Origin of the sequence: Bradyrhizobium diazoefficiens USDA 110 (assembly GCF_000011365.1) — a bacterium.
GTDB lineage: Bacteria > Pseudomonadota > Alphaproteobacteria > Rhizobiales > Xanthobacteraceae > Bradyrhizobium > Bradyrhizobium diazoefficiens.
Map to the genome: position 1 here is coordinate 5,332,026 of NC_004463.1, position 18,868 is coordinate 5,350,893.

The 18,868-nt window shown below is 64.2% G+C and carries 19 protein-coding genes; 10 read left to right on the top strand and 9 right to left on the bottom strand.

Translation table 11 applies throughout. The features are described from left to right. The first annotated feature begins 93 nt into the window (after nucleotides 1–93). Nucleotides 94–2,826: a bifunctional diguanylate cyclase/phosphodiesterase gene (locus BJA_RS24175; protein ID WP_038967221.1), complete on the top strand. Its 2,733-nt coding sequence runs from the start codon at nucleotides 94–96 to the stop codon at nucleotides 2,824–2,826. On the opposite strand, the gene BJA_RS24180 is transcribed toward BJA_RS24175, so the two are convergent. The 8 genes from BJA_RS24180 to BJA_RS24215 form a co-directional block, all read right to left on the bottom strand. Beyond that, a complete protein-coding gene (locus BJA_RS24180; RefSeq protein WP_028171794.1) occupies nucleotides 2,823–3,434 on the bottom strand; it encodes an RNA polymerase sigma factor in 612 nt (203 codons plus the stop codon). The two genes, BJA_RS24175 and BJA_RS24180, sit on opposite strands and share 4 nt — an antisense overlap. Nucleotides 3,435–3,784: 350 nt before the next feature. Then, the gene (locus BJA_RS24185; RefSeq protein WP_133415021.1) at nucleotides 3,785–4,405 is read right to left on the bottom strand and encodes a hypothetical protein; all 621 of its coding nucleotides are present in this window, start codon (nucleotides 4,403–4,405) and stop codon (nucleotides 3,785–3,787) included. Continuing rightward, nucleotides 4,402–5,058, bottom strand: a complete 657-nt coding sequence (locus BJA_RS24190) for a class III cytochrome C family protein (protein ID WP_236842063.1) — start codon at nucleotides 5,056–5,058, stop codon at nucleotides 4,402–4,404. Before BJA_RS24190 ends, BJA_RS24185 begins: the two co-directional genes overlap by 4 nt. Nucleotides 5,059–5,177: 119 nt before the next feature. Next, the gene (locus tag BJA_RS24195; RefSeq protein ID WP_011087583.1) at nucleotides 5,178–5,885 is read right to left on the bottom strand and encodes an iron reductase; all 708 of its coding nucleotides are present in this window, start codon (nucleotides 5,883–5,885) and stop codon (nucleotides 5,178–5,180) included. A 1-nt stretch (nucleotide 5,886) separates the two neighbouring features. Continuing rightward, nucleotides 5,887–7,836 (bottom strand): FAD-binding oxidoreductase, encoded by a 1,950-nt coding sequence (locus BJA_RS24200; protein WP_011087584.1) that lies wholly within the window; start codon nucleotides 7,834–7,836, stop codon nucleotides 5,887–5,889. Nucleotides 7,837–7,859: 23 nt separating this feature from the next. Beyond that, nucleotides 7,860–8,714, bottom strand: coding sequence for a Spy/CpxP family protein refolding chaperone (locus BJA_RS24205; protein ID WP_011087585.1), 855 nt, complete (start codon nucleotides 8,712–8,714; stop codon nucleotides 7,860–7,862). Then, nucleotides 8,692–9,105 (bottom strand): DUF1622 domain-containing protein, encoded by a 414-nt coding sequence (locus BJA_RS24210; RefSeq protein WP_011087586.1) that lies wholly within the window; start codon nucleotides 9,103–9,105, stop codon nucleotides 8,692–8,694. Before BJA_RS24210 ends, BJA_RS24205 begins: the two co-directional genes overlap by 23 nt. Beyond that, the gene (locus BJA_RS24215; protein WP_063921624.1) at nucleotides 9,102–10,331 is read right to left on the bottom strand and encodes an OpgC domain-containing protein; all 1,230 of its coding nucleotides are present in this window, start codon (nucleotides 10,329–10,331) and stop codon (nucleotides 9,102–9,104) included. The genes BJA_RS24210 and BJA_RS24215 overlap by 4 nt, the downstream gene beginning before the upstream one ends. 491 nt (nucleotides 10,332–10,822) lie before the next feature. Between BJA_RS24215 and BJA_RS24220 the strand changes: the two genes are divergently transcribed. Together BJA_RS24220 and BJA_RS24225 are read left to right on the top strand one after the other, a co-directional pair. Then, the gene (locus BJA_RS24220) at nucleotides 10,823–11,086 is read left to right on the top strand and encodes a hypothetical protein (RefSeq protein WP_060912373.1); all 264 of its coding nucleotides are present in this window, start codon (nucleotides 10,823–10,825) and stop codon (nucleotides 11,084–11,086) included. 147 nt (nucleotides 11,087–11,233) lie between these two features. Further along, the gene (locus tag BJA_RS24225) at nucleotides 11,234–11,470 is read left to right on the top strand and encodes a hypothetical protein (RefSeq protein ID WP_011087589.1); all 237 of its coding nucleotides are present in this window, start codon (nucleotides 11,234–11,236) and stop codon (nucleotides 11,468–11,470) included. A gap of 73 nt (nucleotides 11,471–11,543) precedes the next feature. Here BJA_RS24225 and BJA_RS24230 read toward each other — a convergent pair whose 3' ends face one another. Continuing rightward, nucleotides 11,544–12,881: a S41 family peptidase gene (locus tag BJA_RS24230; RefSeq protein ID WP_011087590.1), complete on the bottom strand. Its 1,338-nt coding sequence runs from the start codon at nucleotides 12,879–12,881 to the stop codon at nucleotides 11,544–11,546. Nucleotides 12,882–13,186: 305 nt separating this feature from the next. On the opposite strand from BJA_RS24230, the gene BJA_RS24235 reads away from it, so the two are divergent. The 7 genes from BJA_RS24235 (at nucleotide 13,187) to BJA_RS24265 (ending at nucleotide 18,764) form a co-directional block, all read left to right on the top strand. After that, on the top strand, nucleotides 13,187–14,320 hold the full coding sequence (locus BJA_RS24235; RefSeq protein ID WP_011087591.1) for an alpha-hydroxy acid oxidase: 1,134 nt from the start codon (nucleotides 13,187–13,189) through the stop codon (nucleotides 14,318–14,320). A 14-nt stretch (nucleotides 14,321–14,334) separates the two neighbouring features. Next, on the top strand, nucleotides 14,335–14,961 hold the full coding sequence (locus BJA_RS24240) for an HAD family hydrolase (protein ID WP_011087592.1): 627 nt from the start codon (nucleotides 14,335–14,337) through the stop codon (nucleotides 14,959–14,961). Nucleotides 14,962–15,126: 165 nt separating this feature from the next. Next, nucleotides 15,127–15,345 carry a hypothetical protein gene (locus tag BJA_RS24245; protein ID WP_038967214.1) on the top strand — a complete coding sequence of 73 codons (219 nt, stop codon included), beginning with the start codon at nucleotides 15,127–15,129 and terminating at the stop codon, nucleotides 15,343–15,345. Nucleotides 15,346–15,568: 223 nt separating this feature from the next. Beyond that, on the top strand, nucleotides 15,569–16,780 hold the full coding sequence (glp, locus tag BJA_RS24250) for a molybdopterin molybdotransferase MoeA (RefSeq protein WP_011087593.1): 1,212 nt from the start codon (nucleotides 15,569–15,571) through the stop codon (nucleotides 16,778–16,780). A gap of 175 nt (nucleotides 16,781–16,955) precedes the next feature. Then, nucleotides 16,956–17,651 (top strand): transcriptional repressor LexA, encoded by a 696-nt coding sequence (lexA, locus tag BJA_RS24255; RefSeq protein WP_011087594.1) that lies wholly within the window; start codon nucleotides 16,956–16,958, stop codon nucleotides 17,649–17,651. Nucleotides 17,652–17,938: 287 nt separating this feature from the next. Next, nucleotides 17,939–18,139 carry a hypothetical protein gene (locus BJA_RS24260; protein ID WP_038967213.1) on the top strand — a complete coding sequence of 67 codons (201 nt, stop codon included), beginning with the start codon at nucleotides 17,939–17,941 and terminating at the stop codon, nucleotides 18,137–18,139. Nucleotides 18,140–18,332: 193 nt separating this feature from the next. Then, on the top strand, nucleotides 18,333–18,764 hold the full coding sequence (locus tag BJA_RS24265) for a hypothetical protein (protein ID WP_028171781.1): 432 nt from the start codon (nucleotides 18,333–18,335) through the stop codon (nucleotides 18,762–18,764). The last annotated feature ends 104 nt before the right edge of the window (nucleotides 18,765–18,868 follow it).

Below are 18,868 nucleotides of genomic sequence, written 5' to 3' on the forward strand. Positions count from 1 at the left end.
GCTTCCTAACTTCGCCTCCACACCGTTCCCGTAAACCAACGGATGTTTTGAGGATCAAGAATTGATCCTGGCGTGTGCGCGGCAACGATCCACATGATGACGAAATACGGCAGTCGCCTCTTTGACCAGGTCTTCGTGCGCAGCGGGCCGATCCGCTGGCTGGTCGTTGGCGGCACGCTGCTGATCGCCGCGATCGCCGTCGGCGCGGTCCTGATGGCGCAGAACTTCCGCGAGCGCGCGCTGCGCAACTCCGGCCGCGAGCTCGAAAACACCGTGCTGATGCTCGCCCATCATTTCGACCAGCAATTGCAGGATTTCGCGGTCATCCAGAAGGATTTTGTCGACCACGTTCGCACGATCGGCATTGCCAGCGCGGAAGACTATCGCAAGCGCCTTTCCGGCCAGGACATCCACCGCCTGCTGCGCTCGAAGATCGAGGCGCTTCCCTACATGGGCGGCGTCAACGTCATCGACGCCGAAGGCAATCTCATCAACTCGTCGACGGCGTGGCCGGCTCCGAAGGTCAACGTCGCCGACCGCGCCTATTTCCGCGCCTTCCGATATGCCCCCGATGCGCCCGACGTCCTGATCGAGCCGGTGCACAGCCGCATCTCGGGCGCCTGGACCATCCTGATCGTCCGCAAGATCGTCGGCCCGAACGGCGAGTTCATGGGCGTGGTCGGACGCGGCATCGAGCCGGCCAATTTCGAGAAATTCTTCGAGTCCGTTGTGCTCGGCGAAGGCGCGACCATCTCGATGCTGCATCGTGACGGCACGCTGCTCGCCCGCTACCCGCATTCCGGCGAATTGATGGGGCGGAACTTCAGGAACGGCCCGTTCTCGCAGCAGCGAGTGTTCGGCCTCGACCATTTTGCCGGACGCTTCGTCAGCCCCGTCGACGGCGAGGACCGCCTGATCGCCTCGCACGCCCTGCCCCACTTCCCGATCCTGATGATGGCCACCACGACGCGCGCGGCGGCCCTGACGGACTGGCGCGAGCAGATCGGCATCCTGATCTCGGTCGCCGCCTCTTCTGCGCTCGCCATCGCCGGCGTGCTGATCGCGATCGTGCGCAAGCTTCTGGAGCAGCACCGCCTCTCGCGGGAACGGCTGACGCTGGAAAAGCAGCGTCTCGACCGCGCCGTCAACAACATGACCCAGGGCCTGCTGCTGTTCGACGCCGAGCAGCGGCTCGTGGTGTGCAACCAACGCTATATCGAGATGTACGGCCTGTCGCCCGAGGTGGTGAAGCCCGGCTCCAGCTTCCATGACATCATCGCCCACCGTAGCGCGACCGGCTCGTTCACCGGCGACGTCGACGGCTATGTCGCGCGCGTGCTGGGCGACATCCACGCGCGCAACTCCATGGTGGTCGACACCGCCGACGGGCGCTCGATCCACATCCTCAACGAGCCGCTCGCGGACGGCGGCTGGGTGGCGACGCACGAGGACATCACCGAGCGCCGGCGCATCGAGGAGCGCATCACCCACCTCGCCCATTATGACGCGCTGACCGACCTGCCCAACCGCGCCATGTTCCACGAGCATCTGCGCCAGGAGCTGGCCGCCATCACCGACGGCGAAGCGATCGCGGTGCATTACATCGACATCGACGAGTTCAAGGGCGTCAACGACGCGCTCGGCCACCTCGTCGGCGACGAGCTCCTGAAATCGGTCGCAACGAGCCTCAGCCGCTGCGCGGGCCCGGCGGATTTCGTGGCGCGGCTTGGCGGCGACGAATTTGCCATCGTGCAGGGCGCGGTGACGTCGCCGGACCAGGTCAACGATCTCGTCGCCCGGGTCTTCCAGGCCATCCGCGCTCCCTTCGACTGCATGGGCCATCATCTCACCACCGACGCCAGCATCGGCATCGCGCTGGCGCCGGGACACGGCACGGTGCTGGATCAAATCCTGAAGAACGCGGACCTGGCGATGTACGCCGCCAAATCCGCCGGACGCCGCACCTATCGCTTCTTCGAGCCGGAGATGGACGCCAAGGTCCGCGAGCGGCGGCAGCTCGAGATCGACCTGCGCCACGCCATCGCCCAAGGGGGGCTCGAAGGCGGCCTCGAGGTCTATTACCAGCCCTGCCTCGGCCTGAAGGACGACCGCATCACCGGCTGCGAGGCACTGGTGCGCTGGCGCCATCCCGAGCGCGGCATGGTCTCGCCGGCCGAGTTCATCCCGATCGCGGAGGATACCGGCCTGATCAACGAGATCGGCGAATGGGTGCTGGCCACCGCCTGCCGCGACGCCGCAAGCTGGCCCGACGATATCCGCCTCGCCGTCAACGTCTCGCCGGTGCAGTTCAAGAGCGGCACGCTGGCGCTGAAGATCATGGCGGCGCTCGCCGCCTCCAATTTTCCGGCCAGCCGGCTCGAGCTCGAGATCACCGAGGCGGTGCTGATCCGCGACGACGACACCGCGCTGGCGATCCTGCACCAGCTCCGCGCCATCGGCGTGCGCATCGCGCTCGACGATTTCGGCACCGGCTACTCCTCGCTGAGCTACCTGCACCGCTTCCCGTTCGACAAGATCAAGATCGACCGCTGCTTCGTCAACGACATCGCCGGTCCCGACGGCTCCGCCAGCATCGTCCAGGCCGTCGTCAATCTGGCGGCCGCCCGCCGCATGACCACCACCGCCGAGGGCGTCGAGACCGAGGAGCAGCAGCGCCTGCTCCGCACGCTCGGCTGCTCCGAAATGCAGGGGTATCTGTTCAGCGCCGCAAAGCCGGCGGACAAGGTGCTGGAGCTGTTCGCACTGCATCGCAGCCGGCTCGCCCAGCGCGGCGGCAACGCGAGTCGCCGCCGCGAGGCAGGCTAGGTCGGACCTCGGTTATCAGCGCAGCGGCATTCCCAGAAGCTTTCCTCCAAACACACAACGCAGGTCTGCTCCAGACGCACCTTCAGGGCGTGCCGGGCGCGATGAAGGCGGACGGTCAGGTTGTTGACGGTCACGCCCAGATCGGCCGCAACCAGCTCCCGCGGCTCACCGGCGAGATCCACCCTTCGGATGACTTCGGCATGCTCCGGCTTCAGCAGGGACAGGTGGGTATGAAGACACTCGCAGACCGCGGCATTCGCAGCGGAATCCTGATCGGCTGCAAGACGGTCGTTGAGCTCATGCGGAAAAGGCATCTCGCGAGTCCTGCTCCTTGATGCCTGGCGGTGAAAGTCTGCGATGGACGTGGCCAGAACCCTGCTCAGCCAGCCTCGAACCGAGTCCGCATCACGAATATCGCCGGATCGCTCCAGTGCACGCAACATGAACGCCTGGAGCACCTCCTCCGCTTCCGCCTTCCCGCCAAAGCGCCGCTGCAGATAATTGCGAAGGCGATCGTAGCTGCCGACGAGGGCAGCACGAACGACTGCCTCCTGCACTTCCAGGGAGCCGGCTGTCAGCATCGGCAGATTCTCGTTCGGCGATTTCATGACCCATCGTCCTTGCATGACATTCGGTAGATCGCTTCGTTGGAGCGGGAACGCGACGGCGCGGCTGCCATCAGCCGGTGCGGCAGCCTCCCGAACAGGGGGCGCGAGCGATCGCTGCGACAGCGGCGCTCACGTGGCGACCTCTGTTTCCGCAAACCGGCGATCGCTCTTTCGGCGTTCTTCCTCTCAGCACGCAGCGTGCGGGAACAGCACCGAGGCCGGCGCCGTCACTCCGCCGCGTGTGAGGTCCTGGCGCGCATCGTCGTCATCCGCATGGCAACGTGCCTCTCGCAGACGAGTCGATCCGCGCTCGCACCTGGAGCGACGCAGTCCGGGTTTCAGGAGCTATCTCAGGCGATGGGGGGCCGGTAGTGGCGACGGAACGTGCCTTCGTCGCCGATCACGTCAGGCTGCGCTTCGCAGCGCGAGCGCGGCACGACGAACTCCGCAACGGCCGGAGCTTGCGGCCACACGGCGCTGAAGCAAAGCACCGAGCCGCAGCAGGTCGCATGCCGCTCGCCGGGCCGGTCATGGTCGTCGTCGTCGCAATCCCCGGCCATCGCAACGTCATGCGAATGTACTGCCGATCCGCCAGCGTGATCGTGCTCATGCGCATCTCCAGGCTGATCGCTCGGATGGTCGCACTGCATCACTACGTCGAGGGAGATCGAGATCGCGAGGGACGGCGTCATCGACGCGAGCAGGTAAGCGATGGCGACAAGCCATCCCCACCATCTTCGCCTTGGCTTTCGCAAGCCAATCATCCCTGCACCTGCTGTCCCGACCGGAAACATATAGCTCTGGTTGCAGTGACGGCCAACAGAAAACGACGCTCGCGGCTTCGACATTGCAAGAACGGCGATGAGAGTCGTGCGCCGTGCCAGATGCGGCGCGGAAATCAGCTCCCGATTTCTTTCGTCGAGCCCTGTAATATATTGCACCCCTCTCCGTCGCGCGACCGAATCCGTCAATGGTGCTTCATCCAGCCGACGCCTTTGATGTCGTTGAACGAGTCGGTTCTGTGACACAGAAAGCATTGATCGACCGATGCGTGCTCCTGTCCCGTGATCATCCGATCCATCATGACGAAGTGGCCCATGTAGTGGCTCGGCGGCGCCTGATGGCATTGGGCGCAGTCCCTCGAAGTCGGCGAGGGGTGCAGGAAACCGGCGATCTTCCAGGACACGAGCCCATGGCAATCCGCGCAGTCCCGTCCGAGCAATTCGCGGTGCGGCTCCCGGTTGCTGTGGCAGCTGGCACAGTCGAGCGCAGCCTTTTCCCGCCGTTCTGACTTTGGCCGGCCGAGAAACTCCTTCAGGTCCGCAGTCAGTTGATCGGCTGCGGACCGGTCGAACAACTTCGTGCCGGAGCCGGCCGCCGCGACTTGCAGCAGTGCCGCGTGGTCCATCCTGATCGGCCGCAACTCGCCCATGTGCTCGAGATGGCAGCCGGAACATTGAGTGCCCGCCGCGGCATGAAACGCCGTCGACTGCTTGGCGAGATCCGCGGCGGAAGGCGCGTGACAGGAGATACAGGCCGCTGCGTCGACGCCCCTGACCGGCGTGTGGCAGCTCTCGCATCTGTCGGACAGAAAAGCGTGCTTCCCGGACAGCGGCCCGGGCATCACAAATCTCGTCCAGCCCGGGACTAGCTCGGAGCTGCCCCGATAGAGAGCGATCGATACGACGGCCGCGCTTGCGACGGCCAGTGTCGCGACCACGGCGTAGAGCACGCCCCTGATCGTCACGCCAGCCACCGCAGCCCGTAATAGACCTCGGCCGCCACATGCACCGCCAGCAGCGCATACATGACGATCGCCGCCATGACATGCAGCCCGATCCACTTCAGGAAGATCTTCTTGATTGCTTCGCTGGATCCGATAGCCGATTCGAGATCGGAAATACCATCGACGAGTTGCAGCAGGGGCACATTCGGCAACGTCGATGCAGGCACGGCGTCCCCCTCACGGACCACACGATCGGGCGACGACATCGCCGACGCAATGTGCTCATAGGCCGACCTCAAGGTCGCCAGATGCGATTGCTGCTGGCGCAGCTCCATCGCGGTTTGCGGCAGGTAGTACCGCCCGACAAATCCGGTGACGACAACGATCAGCATGCTGGTCACCAGGGCAATCCCAAGCGGACTTTGAAACTTGTGACCGGTATGCAGAAGCGCGAAGAATGCTGCGACGATTCCGGCATAGGCGTGAAACGCCAGGAGCGTCGGCATCGACACGCCTCGCGTGACCAGGACCTTCAAACCCACGCTGTATTTCGTCATCGGATACACGAGAAGGAGAACCATCAGCACGGCCGCACCGGCCCCGAGGACAAAGCCCGCCAGGCTTCCTGCGAACCGGCTGTCGGAGTGCAGCAGGAAAGCCGGCACCAGCAGCAACAGGGCCGCCAGAACGACGTCGGCGATCAGGCGCTCTCTCCCATCCATCATGTCAGGCCTCGACGACCAGATCTCCGACCGATCTCGCCTGGCAGGCCAGGATGAGACCGTTCGCCTTATCGTCTGCGGTCAAGGCGTCCTGGACCTCCATCGTGACGTTTCCTTGCAACAGATGCGTCTTGCAGACGCCGCAGACCCCGACCCGACAGGAATAATCGATCGAAACGCCCGCGCTCTCGGCCACCTCCAGGACGCTCTTGTCCGGAGGCAGCGCCACAACCTTATCGGATGTCGCAAAGCGAATGGTGGCTGTTGCAGGACCGACTGTCGCAGCCCCTCGATTGCTCGCCTCGGCGGCCGGCATTTGCGCTTCGGCCGCGACCTTGCCGGGAGGTGGAACGGCGCCGCGGGCCGGCCCAAAGGCCTCCGTCTTGATCTGCTCGCGCGGCACGCCGAGCCCGATCAACGTCTTTCTGAGCGCGTCCATCATTCCGGGCGGACCGCACAGGTGAACGCGTCGTCTGGCGAGATCGGGCACAGCCTGCGTCAGGAACTCGGCCGTGATCTGCCCCTCGCTTCCCATCCACGACGTGCCCGCGGCCCGCACCATCGTGGCCGCGACGTGCAGATTGCTCATCCTGCGCTGAAGATATTCCAGCTCGTCCCGGAAAATGAATTGCTCGGTCGTCTGCGCGCCATAGACGAGGTAGATCTGGCCGGGCCATGCAATATCCGAGAGATACCGGATCGCCGCCATCAGCGGCGTGATACCGACCCCGCCACCGATCAGGACGACGCTGTCGGCTTCCACGCCCGTGAATGTAAAGGCGCCTGAGGGGCCCGCCACTTCAACGAGGTCTCCCTCCTTCAGGTGGCCATGCATGTAGTCGGACAGAAGCCCGCCGTCTTCGCGCTTGATCGTGGTCTCGACATAGGCGGTCTGGGCGGCGGACGATGCGATCGTGTAGGAACGCCTGACGGCCTGTCCGTCGATCTCGATGGCATAGGTCAGGAACTGTCCCGGCAGGAATGCAAACGGAATCGCGCCGCCGTCTGGTGCTTGCAGACGGAAGGTCTTCACGTTCGGTGTCTCCTGATAGATCGCGCAGATCCTCAGCTTGCCCTTCCAGGAGCGGCTCGCCTCAACCCGCCGCGGATGGCGATCTGTCTCCTGGGAGGATGTCGCCTCGGGCTTGTCGTTCGGCACGCCGGCGGCCGGCGGGGACACGAGGGGCGCGGCAGCAGCCGGAGCGACCGCAGCGCGCGTCAGCCGGTCGACCAGCGCGTTCGCCCGGCGCATGCGCGCGAGGTAGACGGCAAGCATCGCGAGCGAGAACAGCACCAGCAGCGCCATGGTCGTGACGTGAAACCAGGAGACCCCTGGCGTGCCGTCATCCGCATCCATGGCGCCGCGCTGAGGCAGGAGGTTCATCTGCGATTTGAACCAGGCCTGTGCGATTTGCTGCGGCGGCTTGCCCTCGTGCAGCGAGCGCAGCGCGACCACGCCACTCTGGACGGCGTTCAGGGATTCGCGAAGCCGACGCGCCGCCTGATCCGCGGCAACGATGTCGCTCCCGGCAATGGCGTGCCGCAGATCCATCTCAGCACCCGCCAAGCGATCGGTCTCCGCGCTGATCCGCTCGCGCGCCTGGATCTCCAGATTGCTCCGCTGTTCGGCGGACAGCGACGGCATCTCCATCAATGCCGGATAAAACTCCTTGCGCGGCCGGCCCATCATGCCGTCCATTCCGCCCATCATCCCCGGCGTGGCGCCGCCGGGCGGCGCGCCGGCCGCACCGCCTGCGGAGCCGGACGCTGCGGGATGATGTGCGGCGTGGTCGTCCTCTGCCTGCGCCAGCTCCCAACCCTGAGCGACCTGCCCTGTCGGATGCGCGCGGCCGAGGCCGAAGTCCGATGCGAGCGCGGCATTCGCCACAAGCTGGCTCGTGAGGACGACGAGCGCAGACAGGCCGGCTCGACATCGAAGGGGCAGACCGAACATGATCTCGCTCTCGATTCCAGCGCTCAGAACGACGCAATCAGAGGCAGCAGGATCGTGTCTGCGGTCTGTTTCTGGCTCTCGTTCAACGACGCGTAGAGCCGCGTGAAGGCCACGCGAGCCGCCTTGAGCGCCTCCAGGCGCTCGGACAGGTGCCGCTCGTAATGCTCCAGACGGTCCGCGCTTCCCAGCCTGTCATCCATCGCGAGCATCTTGCGCGCATCCAGCAGGTGCTGCCGGCTCGACCGCAAGGCATCCGCCACATTATTCCAATCGGCAACCTGCTTGTCGCTGATCTGCAATTCCGCCTTCAGAAATGCGATCCGCCCTTCGAGCCGCTCGGTCACGTCCGCCGGGCCACTCATCGCGCCGTTGCTGCCAGACGAACTCATCTGGCCGCGCATCATCTTCTCCATCATTTGCATCATCTGCATCATGCCGGAATTGTCCTGGCAGCCGGCGCCCTGGCAGTCCCGCATCTGGCCTTGCGGCGGCATCTTCATCTTGTCGTCGTTCATCTGACCGCCGCTCATGTTCTGCGGCTGACCCGATGGCTGTCCCGTATTCATCTTGCCGCTGGAATCCGACGGTGCGGGCATCTTCGACATCTTGTCGTCGTCCATCATCGCGACGCGAGTCAGATCGGTTGCAGCGACTGCGGACGACAGTCCACCCGGACCCAGCACGAGGGCGGCAAGGGCGGCTGCGCTCACGACAAATTTCTTCGGACGATTCATGGTCATTCTCCAGGGTTTGATTCGGATGGTCGTCTGCTCATCGATTTCGGCGATGAGGGCAGCGAGGTGCGGGTCAGGCCATATAGACGCGACGCGCCGGAAACTCTTACGCACGGAGGTGTCAAAGGCCGCTGCGTGCTGCATCGCTCACCTCCCTGTCATGCCTTCGCCACGGCCATCGCCCCTCGATTTCAATCTGGAGCGAGAAGCTCAGGAAGGTGCGGATCACGATGATCAAGGCCAGGATGCCGAGCCGGTCGAACGACGGCACGATCGCGACCATTCCGATGATGTCGGCGGCAATCAGGAATTCGAGGCCAAGCAGGATGCCGCGACCGAGGTTCGCGCGATAGGAACGAAATGCGTCTGCAGGCGCACCGCGCCGCATCTCGTTCAACGACCAGACCGTTGCGGCAACCACGCCGCACACGATCACCACCACGCCAAGCAGCTCGATCGTCGATGCGGTCCAGTGCAGGCCATGCAGGATGACGCCCTGCACGTCCTCGGTGAAAACCAACTCGGAAGTTATCATTCGCCCGCCTCCCCGCCCTGCCCGGACGAGCGGCTTCTGTCCACGCCCTTCGACCAGGTCCGGTAGTAGGCAACGCCCGTCATGATCCAGAGGCCCGCGGCTCCAACGATGAGCTGAGCCGGGATTCCCTCCGATCCAAAATCAAGCAGGAAATGCGCGATGAACGAAAGGAAGAGACCGACGCAGAACACGGGCAAGGATTGCTGGCCACATCGAATCAACGGCTGCAGGAAAGGAGACTTCAGTCCCGGCCAATCGATCGGAACGAGCGAGACGACGATGAGCACCAGGCTCGCCAGATGAACGACCCGATAGGGGCTGAGATTGGTCTTGTCGTTCGGTACGAAGACGGCGACGAGTCCCTCGGGGAGGTAGCCCCTGAGCTCGGGAATTCGCTCGGCCAGTGTCATCACAAGCGCGAAGAGCAGAAAGCCGCCGCTCATGACAAGGAGCGTGCGGGACGACAGCAGCCAGCGACTTGCGGTCGCCCCTCCCAATGCCAGCCAGGCCCCGAATACGAAGAGCAGTTGCCAGGTAAACGGATTGAAATACCAGACCCCGGCCGGATAGGCGGGCAAGTTCCAGCCGTAATGGCGGGCGGCCAGATAGAGACCGAACGAGCTGATCATCACCGCGTTCCGCCATCGCAACATGAACCAGAGCACGACGGGAAACGCAGCCATCAGCACGATGTAGAGCGGCAGGACGTCGAGATTGAGCGGCTTGAACTTGAGGACCAGGCCTTGCGAGAGCGTCTCGACGGGAAAGTCCATCAGCGGCGCGACGTTGAACTGATCCATCAGGTGAAGGTCGTCGAACCTGTGCGCGAGGTAATGCACGGCGGTGAGATAGACGAAGAACAGCAGAAGGTGGGCGACATAGAGCTGCCATACTCGCCGCAGCAGCCGGGTTGCCCCGATGACGAAGCCACGCTCCATCATCATGGTGCCGAACACGAACGTCGCGGTGTAGCCGGAGATCAACACGAACAGATCGGCGCCGTCGCTGAAGCCGTAATTGCGCGTCGTGAACCAGACCAGCACCGAATTCGGAATGTGTCCGAGGAAGATCAGCCAGTTCGCCAGACCGCGAAACAAATCCAGCCGGACATCGCGCCGGGGCTTGGCCAGCACCGATCTGATCGTGATCGTCTCCCAGAGCCGGCGGCGCAGCAGAAATGCAACTTGCAGCGGCCGACCGGCCACCTGGATCGTCTCGTCAATCAAGAGCGTGCTTCCCATTCTCGCGCGATGTTTGCGGATCGCAACCGCGCCGCGATGCTCTATCCACTCGCGAGCCGGCACGCTAGGTCGCGTCGTTGATGCCCTTTTGACGGACATCAAACTCGAGCGATGCACCGGCCAAATCTTTTTTTCGCGCGGTCTTGTAATGAGTTGAGACGCCTCTCGTCCTCAAGTCATTCGATCGACATCGGCTTCTTTCCAGCACCGCCTCTTACCGGCACTGCAAGTGATCGAGGGCACGACATGAAGCCATCGAATTCGCGAGATCGATGCAATTTTTTTCTGTAAGAAGATCGATGCTTCCCGTCGCCTGCTGCAACTCGACGATCCACGCATCGGCGCACGCAAGTGCGCGCGTCGACATTTGATTTTGCTCAACCTAGACAATCGCGCTCCGGGTTTGGTTGCCTCTCAGTCAAGCCACCGGGACTTGATTGACACCAACTCGACAAGTTCAAACAGGAGAAACCAGAATGAGTCACCGCAAGCTGATCGTCGCTGCCGCGATCATGTCGCTCGTCGCGTTGCCCGCCTTGGCGCAGACGAGCACGACCAACACCACCGATGAGAAGAACGGCCACCACTATTCGGGCGGGCCCAAGACCGAGGTCCCGCACCACATGGGCAAGAAAGAGAGCGATGGCGGATCGACCAGCGGATCGGGCGGCAGCCACCATTACGGCGGCGGACCGAAGACGGAAGTCCCGCATCACATGGGCCCGAAGAAGGAGCAATGACGATCGCGCTGTGATCTCGCGGCTTGCGAGCCGCGGGATCACCGCGAGCCCTATGTCCTAAGCTCGCAATTGATCAGACCCGTCGACTGAGATTTGAACTGATTGTAAGACGAGGTCCGTTCAACTCGTTCCAGGAAAGAGCGCAAGATGGCTCAGATTTCCGGATATGTCGTGGTCACAGTTACCGGCTTGTCATCGGCCGGCACCGTCGCTGCGCCGGGCCTCAAGGTTGGAGATCGTGTCATCCAGGCCTCGTCACCCTCCCTCAATGGCAACGTGAACATCATCGAGGCCGTCGTTACGGTCGATGATCAATTGCAACAATTCACCGCTTTCGGTGCTTCGACAGCGGTCACATTCGAAATCCTGGCGCTCCGCCTTTGACACGCCAGCCTCAAAACGAATTCGCCCGGGAGCGGTCATCCGCTCCCGGGCGATTATCTGGACGTCGCAGGATTTAGTTCGGCACCGCAGCCTTCGGCGCGGGCTTGGCCGCGACCGCATTCGCGGTGACGCCATGCAGGAAGTCGTAGGCCGCGTGCAGGGCCTTGTCGTCCTCCTCTTTCGGCGGGACGTAGGACTGCGATCCGGTCTGCTCGGTGCCGTCGGCAGCCTGCAGGTGGCCGCGCATCTGGGACTCCGCCATGGTATCCATCCGGCCCTTCAGCTCGGGCGGCACGTCCTGGAGGATCTCGATGTCGGGCGCAATGCCCTGGGCCTGGATCGAGCGGCCGGACGGCGTGTAGTAGCGCGCCGTGGTCAGCGCCAGCGCGCCATTGCCGGCGCCGAGCGGAATGATGGTCTGCACCGAGCCCTTGCCGAACGAGCGCGTGCCGATGATCGTGGCACGCTTGTGGTCATGCAGCGCGCCGGCGACGATCTCCGAGGCCGAAGCCGAGCCGCCATTGACCAGAACCACCAGCGGCTTGCCCTTGGTGAGGTCGCCACCATGCGCGGTGAAGCGCTGGGTTTCCTCCGGATTGCGGCCGCGGGTCGAGACCACCTCGCCGCGCTGAAGGAACGCGCTCGACACCGACACGGCCTGGTCGAGCAAGCCGCCCGGATTGTTGCGCAGGTCCATCACATAGCCCGCGAGCTTCTCCTGCGGGATCTCCCTGGAGATCGCCGCGATCGCCTTCTTCAGGCCGTCGGTGGTCTGCTCGTTGAACGATGTGACGCGGATATAGCCGATGTCGCCATTCTCGACGTGGAAGCGAACCGGCCGCACATGGATGATCTCGCGGGTGATCGCGATGTCAAGCGGGGCGTCGGCGCCCTTGCGCACGATGGTGAGCTTGGTCTTGGTGTCGACCGGGCCCTTCATCTTGTTGACGGCCTGCTCGAGCGTCATGCCCTGCACGGCATCGCCATCGATCTTGCTGATGAGATCGCCGGACATGATGCCGGCCTTGGACGCCGGCGTGTCGTCGATCGGCGAGACGACCTTGACCAGGCCCTCCTCCATCGTGACCTCGATGCCGAGCCCGCCGAACTCGCCGGAGGTGGTCTCCTGCATCTCGGTCCAGGCCTTGTCGTTCATGTAGCGCGAATGCGGATCGAGCGAGGTCACCATGCCGGTGATCGCGCCTTCGATCAGCTTGGCGTTGTCGGGCTTCTCGACATAGCTCGCCTTCACGCGCTCGAAGACTTCGCCGAACAAGTTGAGCTGTGAATAGGCATCATCCGCGCCCGCTGCCGCCCGTGCCGCCCATACTCCGCCGTGCGGACTGGCTACCAGAAGGGTCAAACACGCTCCGGTGAGCGCGCCCAGGGGGAACAGCAGGGTTTTCCGCATGGATAGGCTGGCCTTTTTGCTTGGCGGTTCTCTTGGGCTTGGGAGGCGCCATGCAAATGGCGATCCAGCCCGCTTCTCACAATACCATTCTGGTTTCTTCAAGGCCGGGACGCCGCGCCGGCGGGTACACCGTAAAAATCCCTTCGCCCGGACCTAAACTTTTGGCAACGTTCCGAAACCGTTTCATGCAAAGCAGGAATCGGTCGATCGACCCGCGCCTCGCAGCTATGCGATTTTAGGATGGTTTTGGAGAGCCGGACGGGTTAGGCGATGAAACAAGGCTTCAAATTCTCGGGAGGATAATAATGAACGAAAAACCCCGCATCCAGCCGGAAAGGAACGTCGAACTCGGCGCCAGCAGCGAGCCGTTCCAGAATCTGCACGAATTCATCCGCAAAGCACGCGCCAACCTCAACCAGAATGCCTGGGACTATATCGTCGGCGCCGCCGAGACCGAGACCACGATGCGCCGCAACCGGATGGCGCTGGACGAGATCGCTTTTCGCCCGCGCGTGCTGCGCGACGTGCGCAAGGTCGATGGCTCCGTCGAGCAGTTCGGCCGCAGGATGCGCCTGCCGGTGGTGCTCGCCCCTGTCGGCGCGCTCGAGATCTTCGATCCGGATGGCGCCGCGAGCGTCGCGCGCGCCGCCGGCACCTTTGGGGCGGCGCACATGCTGAGCTCGGTGTCCGAGCCTGGCCTGGAGAAGACCGCCGCAGCCGCCCCCGACGCGCTGCGTCTCTACCAGCTCTACGTGCGCGGCGACGACGCCTTCGTCGCCGATGTCGTCAGCCGGGCCGAAAAGCACGCCTACGCCGCCTTCTGCCTGACCGTCGACACCGCCCATTACAGCCGTCGCGAACGTGACATCGCCAAGCGCTACGTTCGCGAGAGCCGCCTGCGCGCCACCGGCGGCGATTTCCAGAAAGGCCTGGAATGGCGGACCGTGAAGATGATCAAGGACAAGTTCAAGATTCCGCTGATCCTGAAAGGTATCGCCACCGCCGAGGACGCCCTGATCGCGCTCGATCACGGCGTCGAATGGATCTACGTCTCCAACCATGGCGGCCGCCAGCTCGATCACGGCCGCGGCGCCATGCATGTGCTGCCTGAGATCGTCGAGGCCGTGAAGGGCCGCGCCAAGATCATGGTCGATGGCGGCTTCGGCCGCGGCACCGACATCGTCAAGGCGATCGCGGCGGGCGCCGACCTCGTCGGCATCGGCCGGTTGCAATGCTGGGCGCTGGCGGCGGCCGGCGAAGCCGGCGTGACGCGGATGCTGGAGCTTCTGGAGGACGAGGTGCTGCGCTGCCTCGGCCTGTTGGGCGCCACCTCGTTCGCCGAGGTCAACAAGTCCTGCCTGCATCCGGCCACCGCGACGAACACGCCGAGCGTGTTCAGCGCGTTCCCGCTGTTCGACCACGAACCTTACCGGTACTGATCCGAAAGGACGCAATGACCTCGCTCTCTCCCGGCAGCGCGGATGCGCTTCTGTTCGACCTCGGGCGCGTCGTGCTCGACATCGATTTCTCCAAGGCGATCGCCTGCTGGGCGGGACACGCCGGCTGCAAGCCGGAGGCGATCATTGCCCGCTATGTGCGCGACAGCGAGGCGTATCGGCTGCACGAGGTCGGCAAGATCAGCGACGAGGAGTATTTCGCCTCGCTACGCGCCTCGCTCGGGATCGGCATCTCGGATGCGCAATTCCTCGAGGGCTGGAACGCGATCTTCGCGGGTGAGATGCCCGATGTCGCGGAGCTGTTGCCGCGTGCGGCGAAGCAGATGCCGCTCTACGCCTTCTCCAACACCAACCGGCCGCATGTCGACCATTTCTCGAAGGAATACGCCGACCTGCTCGGCCATTTCCGCGAGCTGTACCTGTCGTCCAGCATCGGCCTGCGCAAGCCGGACGCGGCGGCGTTCGACCATGTCGTGGCGGCCATCGGTGTGCCCGCCAGGCGCATCGTGTTCTTCGACGACCTCGCCGAAAACGTCGAGGGAGCGCGGGCGCGCGGATTGACCGCGGTGCATGTGACCTCGCCCCGCGATGTCGGCGACGCGCTCGAGGCGCTGGGAATCTGATCGAGACGCATCGGCCGGCGGGTGAAACCGGGGAGCTCCCGGAACCGATCTGGCCGAGATGAGGAACCAAATCGCTTTGTACATTTTTATACAGAGTTCCGGGAACGGAATGCCCGCTTCCGGACTCTTGAGTCCGTTGGGACTTCTACAGACGGACGTATCATCGTGTTGGGCAAGACCTACCTCACCAAACAAGCCTCTCTTCTGCTCGAATTCGCCAGAACGACTTCGGATTCTGACCTCTCCGCCAAGCTGATCAGCAAGGCCGCCGACCTGAAATCCCAGGCCGATCCGCTGCCCGACAAGGATCAAGGCCCCAAGCCCCCTGACGTGGCTCCCGACGTGGCGCCGGACCTCCGTCCGGACCGCCAGACCGGTCGTTGACCGATGCTGGCCGTGGCTCCCGTCATTGTCGTCCTTGCCATGGCCACGCTCGTTCCCGTCTTTCTCGTCCGTCAGATCATGCCGCGGCAGAGCTGACGGTCCCTCATGACTGGACGGATCAAGCAGGATAAATCCTGATCCGGTCCCATTTTGCTTCATCGCCCGCGCTCGGCTAGAACTCTTGCCGCCCATTCGTCCAGACTTTCCGAGCAGGAGTTTCGCCGTGGCCTTGATGCCGGTTTCTGACGCGCTCGCCGCGGTGCTGGCCGGCGCGGAGCCGCTGCCTGAAGAGATGATTCCCCTCGACGAGGCCTACCACCGCGTGCTCGCGCGCGACGTCGCGGCGCGGCGTACCCAGCCGCCCGAGGCGATGTCGGCCATGGACGGCTACGCCGTGCGCGCAGCCGATGCGGCCAGGGTCGACGCGCAGCTCACCATGATCGGCGAGGTCGCGGCGGGCCGGCCGTTCGCGGGAGCGGTCAGCGCCGGCGAAGCGGTGCGAATCTTCACCGGCGGCGTCGTTCCCGCCGGAGCGGACGCGGTCGTGATCCAGGAGGATACGGTCGCCGAGGGCAAGCGCATCACAATCAAGGAAGCCGCTATCGCCGGTCGGCACATCCGGCCCGCCGGCGTCGACTTCCGCGAGGGCGACGTGCTCCTGCGCAAGGGAACCCGGCTCACCGAGCGCGACCTCGCGCTCGCCGCCGGGATGAACCATCCAGACCTGCCCATCCGCCGCCGTCCGAAGGTCGCGATCCTCGCCACCGGCGACGAGCTGGTGATGCCGGGCACCACGCCGGGCCCCGGCCAGATCGTCTATTCCAACGGCTATGCCCTGCACGCCCTCGCCCGCCAGGAGGGCGCAGATACCATCGACCTCGGCGTTGCCGCCGATACGCTGGAGGCCACCACAGCCGGCATCCGCCGTGCCCGAGAGAGCGGCGCCGACATCCTGATCACGATCGGCGGCGCCTCGGTCGGCGACCACGATCTGGTCCAGCAGGCGCTGAAGGCCGAAGGCATTGCGATGGCGTTCTGGAAGATCGCGATGCGGCCGGGCAAGCCGATGATGCACGGCCGGCTAGGGGCGATGGGGGTGATCGGCCTGCCCGGCAATCCCGTGTCGTCCTATGTGTGCGGCTTCCTGTTCATGGTGCCGTTGATTCGCGCCCTGTCGGGCCGCGCCGTGATTCACCATCGTCGCGAGCGCGCCGTGCTCGGCCGCGATGTTGGCGCCAATGACCAGCGCGAGGACTATCTTCGTGCGCGCCTGGAGCGGCGCGACGACGGCATGCTTGTCGCCCTTCCCGTCAATCATCAGGATTCCTCGCTGCTTGCGAATCTCGCTGCGGCGCAGGCACTTCTCGTGCGCGCGCCGTTCGCGCCGAAGGCCGAGGCAGGCGCGCCTTGCGAGGTGCTGCGACTGCCCGCCTGAACGCACTGGTCCTGCGCGTTCCGCGAACTTTGTCGCGTTCACGGTAAATTAAGCAGTTGCGGAACACATATCGAACATATAGTGTCCGTTCATGATTTGTTTCGAGCATCTGGCGGCTCGCCGCTGAATTCACCGTCTCGGAATCGAACGACATCAACCGGGGGATTTGGTCGAGATGTTAACGCGCAAACAATACGAGCTTCTGCGATTCATCAGCGAGCGTTTGAAGGAAAGCGGTGTGCCGCCCTCCTTCGACGAGATGAAGGACGCGCTCGACCTGCGCTCGAAGTCGGGCATCCATCGCCTGATCACCGCACTGGAGGAGCGCGGCTTCATCCGGCGCCTGCCCAACCGGGCCCGCGCGATCGAGGTGATCAAGCTGCCCGAGCTGCAGGCCGCCGCTGGCAACCGCCGTGGCTTCACGCCGAGCGTCATCGAGGGCAATCTCGGCAAGGTGCGAGCGAGCTCCAGCGCGGACGAGGGCGAACGCCCCGTTGCGGTGCCGGTGATGGGCCGCATCGCGGCCGGCACGCCGATCGAAGCGTTGCAGACCCGCAGCCACACCATCAGCGTACCGCCCGACATGCTCGGCTCGGGCGAGCACTACGCGCTCGAAGTGCGCGGCGACTCGATGGTCGAAGCCGGCATCCTCGACGGCGACATGGCGCTGATCCAGCGCAATGAGAGCGCCGACACCGGCGACATCGTGGTGGCGCTGATCGACGACGAGGAAGCGACGCTGAAGCGCTTCCGCCGCCGCGGCGCCTCGATCGCGCTCGAGCCCGCCAATGCGGCCTATGAGGTCCGCATCCTGCCGCCCAACCGGGTGAAGATTCAGGGCAAGCTGATCGGCCTGTACCGGAAGTACTGAGTGTGATCCGGACTGGAGGGCCGCGTTAGCGCAAAGTGCGCAGCGGTTTTCCCTCGCGACAAGCGCAGGACGCGCTTGCGCGGAGATCATGCTCAAGCAATCACCTAAAGCGCGCCCCGCCGGTTGGCGACCCGCGCGTTGACGATTGGAGCGGACGATTGTCCGCTCCGGCTGGATAGTCTTTCTGGTTTTGCTCAGATTATCCGGCCCCCCGCTAGCGCTACATCCTCGCCACGCCGCACGAAGCCCTCATCGCTTCGTGGCCCTGGAGAGCGAGGAGACAATCAATGCGCAAGATCGTTTTGAGCACCGTCACGGTGGCGCTGTTCGTAGCATCCGCGTCGCAAGCCTTCGCCGCACAGTCGCACCATGTCCGCAAGGCAACGCAGACGACGAGCGAGCAATTGCGCAATGCCCGCAACGCCGTCGCGCAGCCGTCGCAACCCGCCTGGCAATATTCGGGCTGGTCGGCACCTGCTGGTCGCTGACGGAGACGCACGCCAAATGCACGGAAGCGGTTTTTGTTCCTGAGGCATTTGAAAAAGATATTGTGATGGCAGCCTGCGGACCCAAGCCGCAGATTTGCCTACAACCAAGAAGACGCTAACATGCTTCCACTCTGATAGAGGCCAGTGCCTCCGAAGGAGGCGCGGGTCGCTATCCCTGAATGAGGAGCACCCGATGTGTGACTACAGCCTGCATGCCGTCGCGACGCGTCCCGCACAAGTCGGCGAGACGATCGTCACGACCACCTTCCGCGGCACCTCGACGCGCGGCTTCGCCTCCGAGGCCGACATGTCCGTCGCGGTCTGCCTGCTGCCGGGAACGGAGCTCGCCTTCGCCGACAACGTCCGCTACGACAATCGCTGGATCTGGACGCGCACCATCAACTCCCGCGTCGGCAAGTTCGGCAAGATCGATCCGCACATTCCCGATCGCCATCATGACGCGATCGAATTCCCCGACGGCAAATACGTACTCGTGACGCAACTCGTCGAAGGCCAGCGCGCGACCGTGCTGCAATTGCCGGTGACCCAGCCGGCCGGCGAGCGTGAACACAAGCCGGAGATCATCGCTGACAGGCCGACGATCACACGCCTGCCGATCGGCTGATGTACCTCCCCCCGGCGCAGAGGTCGGGGCCGGGATTGAAATTGCCATCGCCGGCCGTGGCCGGCGAGATGGTATGATTTGCGTCTTCCGGAATCTTCCGCCGA

What these genes read in the sequence shown, in the direction of transcription:
- BJA_RS24175 (WP_038967221.1), top strand. Translation starts at nt 94, where the DNA reads ATGATGACGAAATACGGCAGTCGCCTCTTTGACCAGGTCTTCGTGCGC.
- BJA_RS24180 (WP_028171794.1), bottom strand. Translation starts at nt 3,434, where the DNA reads ATGAAATCGCCGAACGAGAATCTGCCGATGCTGACAGCCGGCTCCCTG.
- BJA_RS24190 (WP_236842063.1), bottom strand. Translation starts at nt 5,058, where the DNA reads ATGCCCGGGCCGCTGTCCGGGAAGCACGCTTTTCTGTCCGACAGATGC.
- BJA_RS24195 (WP_011087583.1), bottom strand. Translation starts at nt 5,885, where the DNA reads ATGATGGATGGGAGAGAGCGCCTGATCGCCGACGTCGTTCTGGCGGCC.
- BJA_RS24200 (WP_011087584.1), bottom strand. Translation starts at nt 7,836, where the DNA reads ATGTTCGGTCTGCCCCTTCGATGTCGAGCCGGCCTGTCTGCGCTCGTC.
- BJA_RS24205 (WP_011087585.1), bottom strand. Translation starts at nt 8,714, where the DNA reads ATGCAGCACGCAGCGGCCTTTGACACCTCCGTGCGTAAGAGTTTCCGG.
- BJA_RS24210 (WP_011087586.1), bottom strand. Translation starts at nt 9,105, where the DNA reads ATGATAACTTCCGAGTTGGTTTTCACCGAGGACGTGCAGGGCGTCATC.
- BJA_RS24220 (WP_060912373.1), top strand. Translation starts at nt 10,823, where the DNA reads ATGAGTCACCGCAAGCTGATCGTCGCTGCCGCGATCATGTCGCTCGTC.
- BJA_RS24225 (WP_011087589.1), top strand. Translation starts at nt 11,234, where the DNA reads ATGGCTCAGATTTCCGGATATGTCGTGGTCACAGTTACCGGCTTGTCA.
- BJA_RS24230 (WP_011087590.1), bottom strand. Translation starts at nt 12,881, where the DNA reads ATGCGGAAAACCCTGCTGTTCCCCCTGGGCGCGCTCACCGGAGCGTGT.
- BJA_RS24235 (WP_011087591.1), top strand. Translation starts at nt 13,187, where the DNA reads ATGAACGAAAAACCCCGCATCCAGCCGGAAAGGAACGTCGAACTCGGC.
- BJA_RS24240 (WP_011087592.1), top strand. Translation starts at nt 14,335, where the DNA reads ATGACCTCGCTCTCTCCCGGCAGCGCGGATGCGCTTCTGTTCGACCTC.
- lexA (WP_011087594.1), top strand. Translation starts at nt 16,956, where the DNA reads ATGTTAACGCGCAAACAATACGAGCTTCTGCGATTCATCAGCGAGCGT.
- BJA_RS24260 (WP_038967213.1), top strand. Translation starts at nt 17,939, where the DNA reads ATGCGCAAGATCGTTTTGAGCACCGTCACGGTGGCGCTGTTCGTAGCA.
- BJA_RS24265 (WP_028171781.1), top strand. Translation starts at nt 18,333, where the DNA reads ATGTGTGACTACAGCCTGCATGCCGTCGCGACGCGTCCCGCACAAGTC.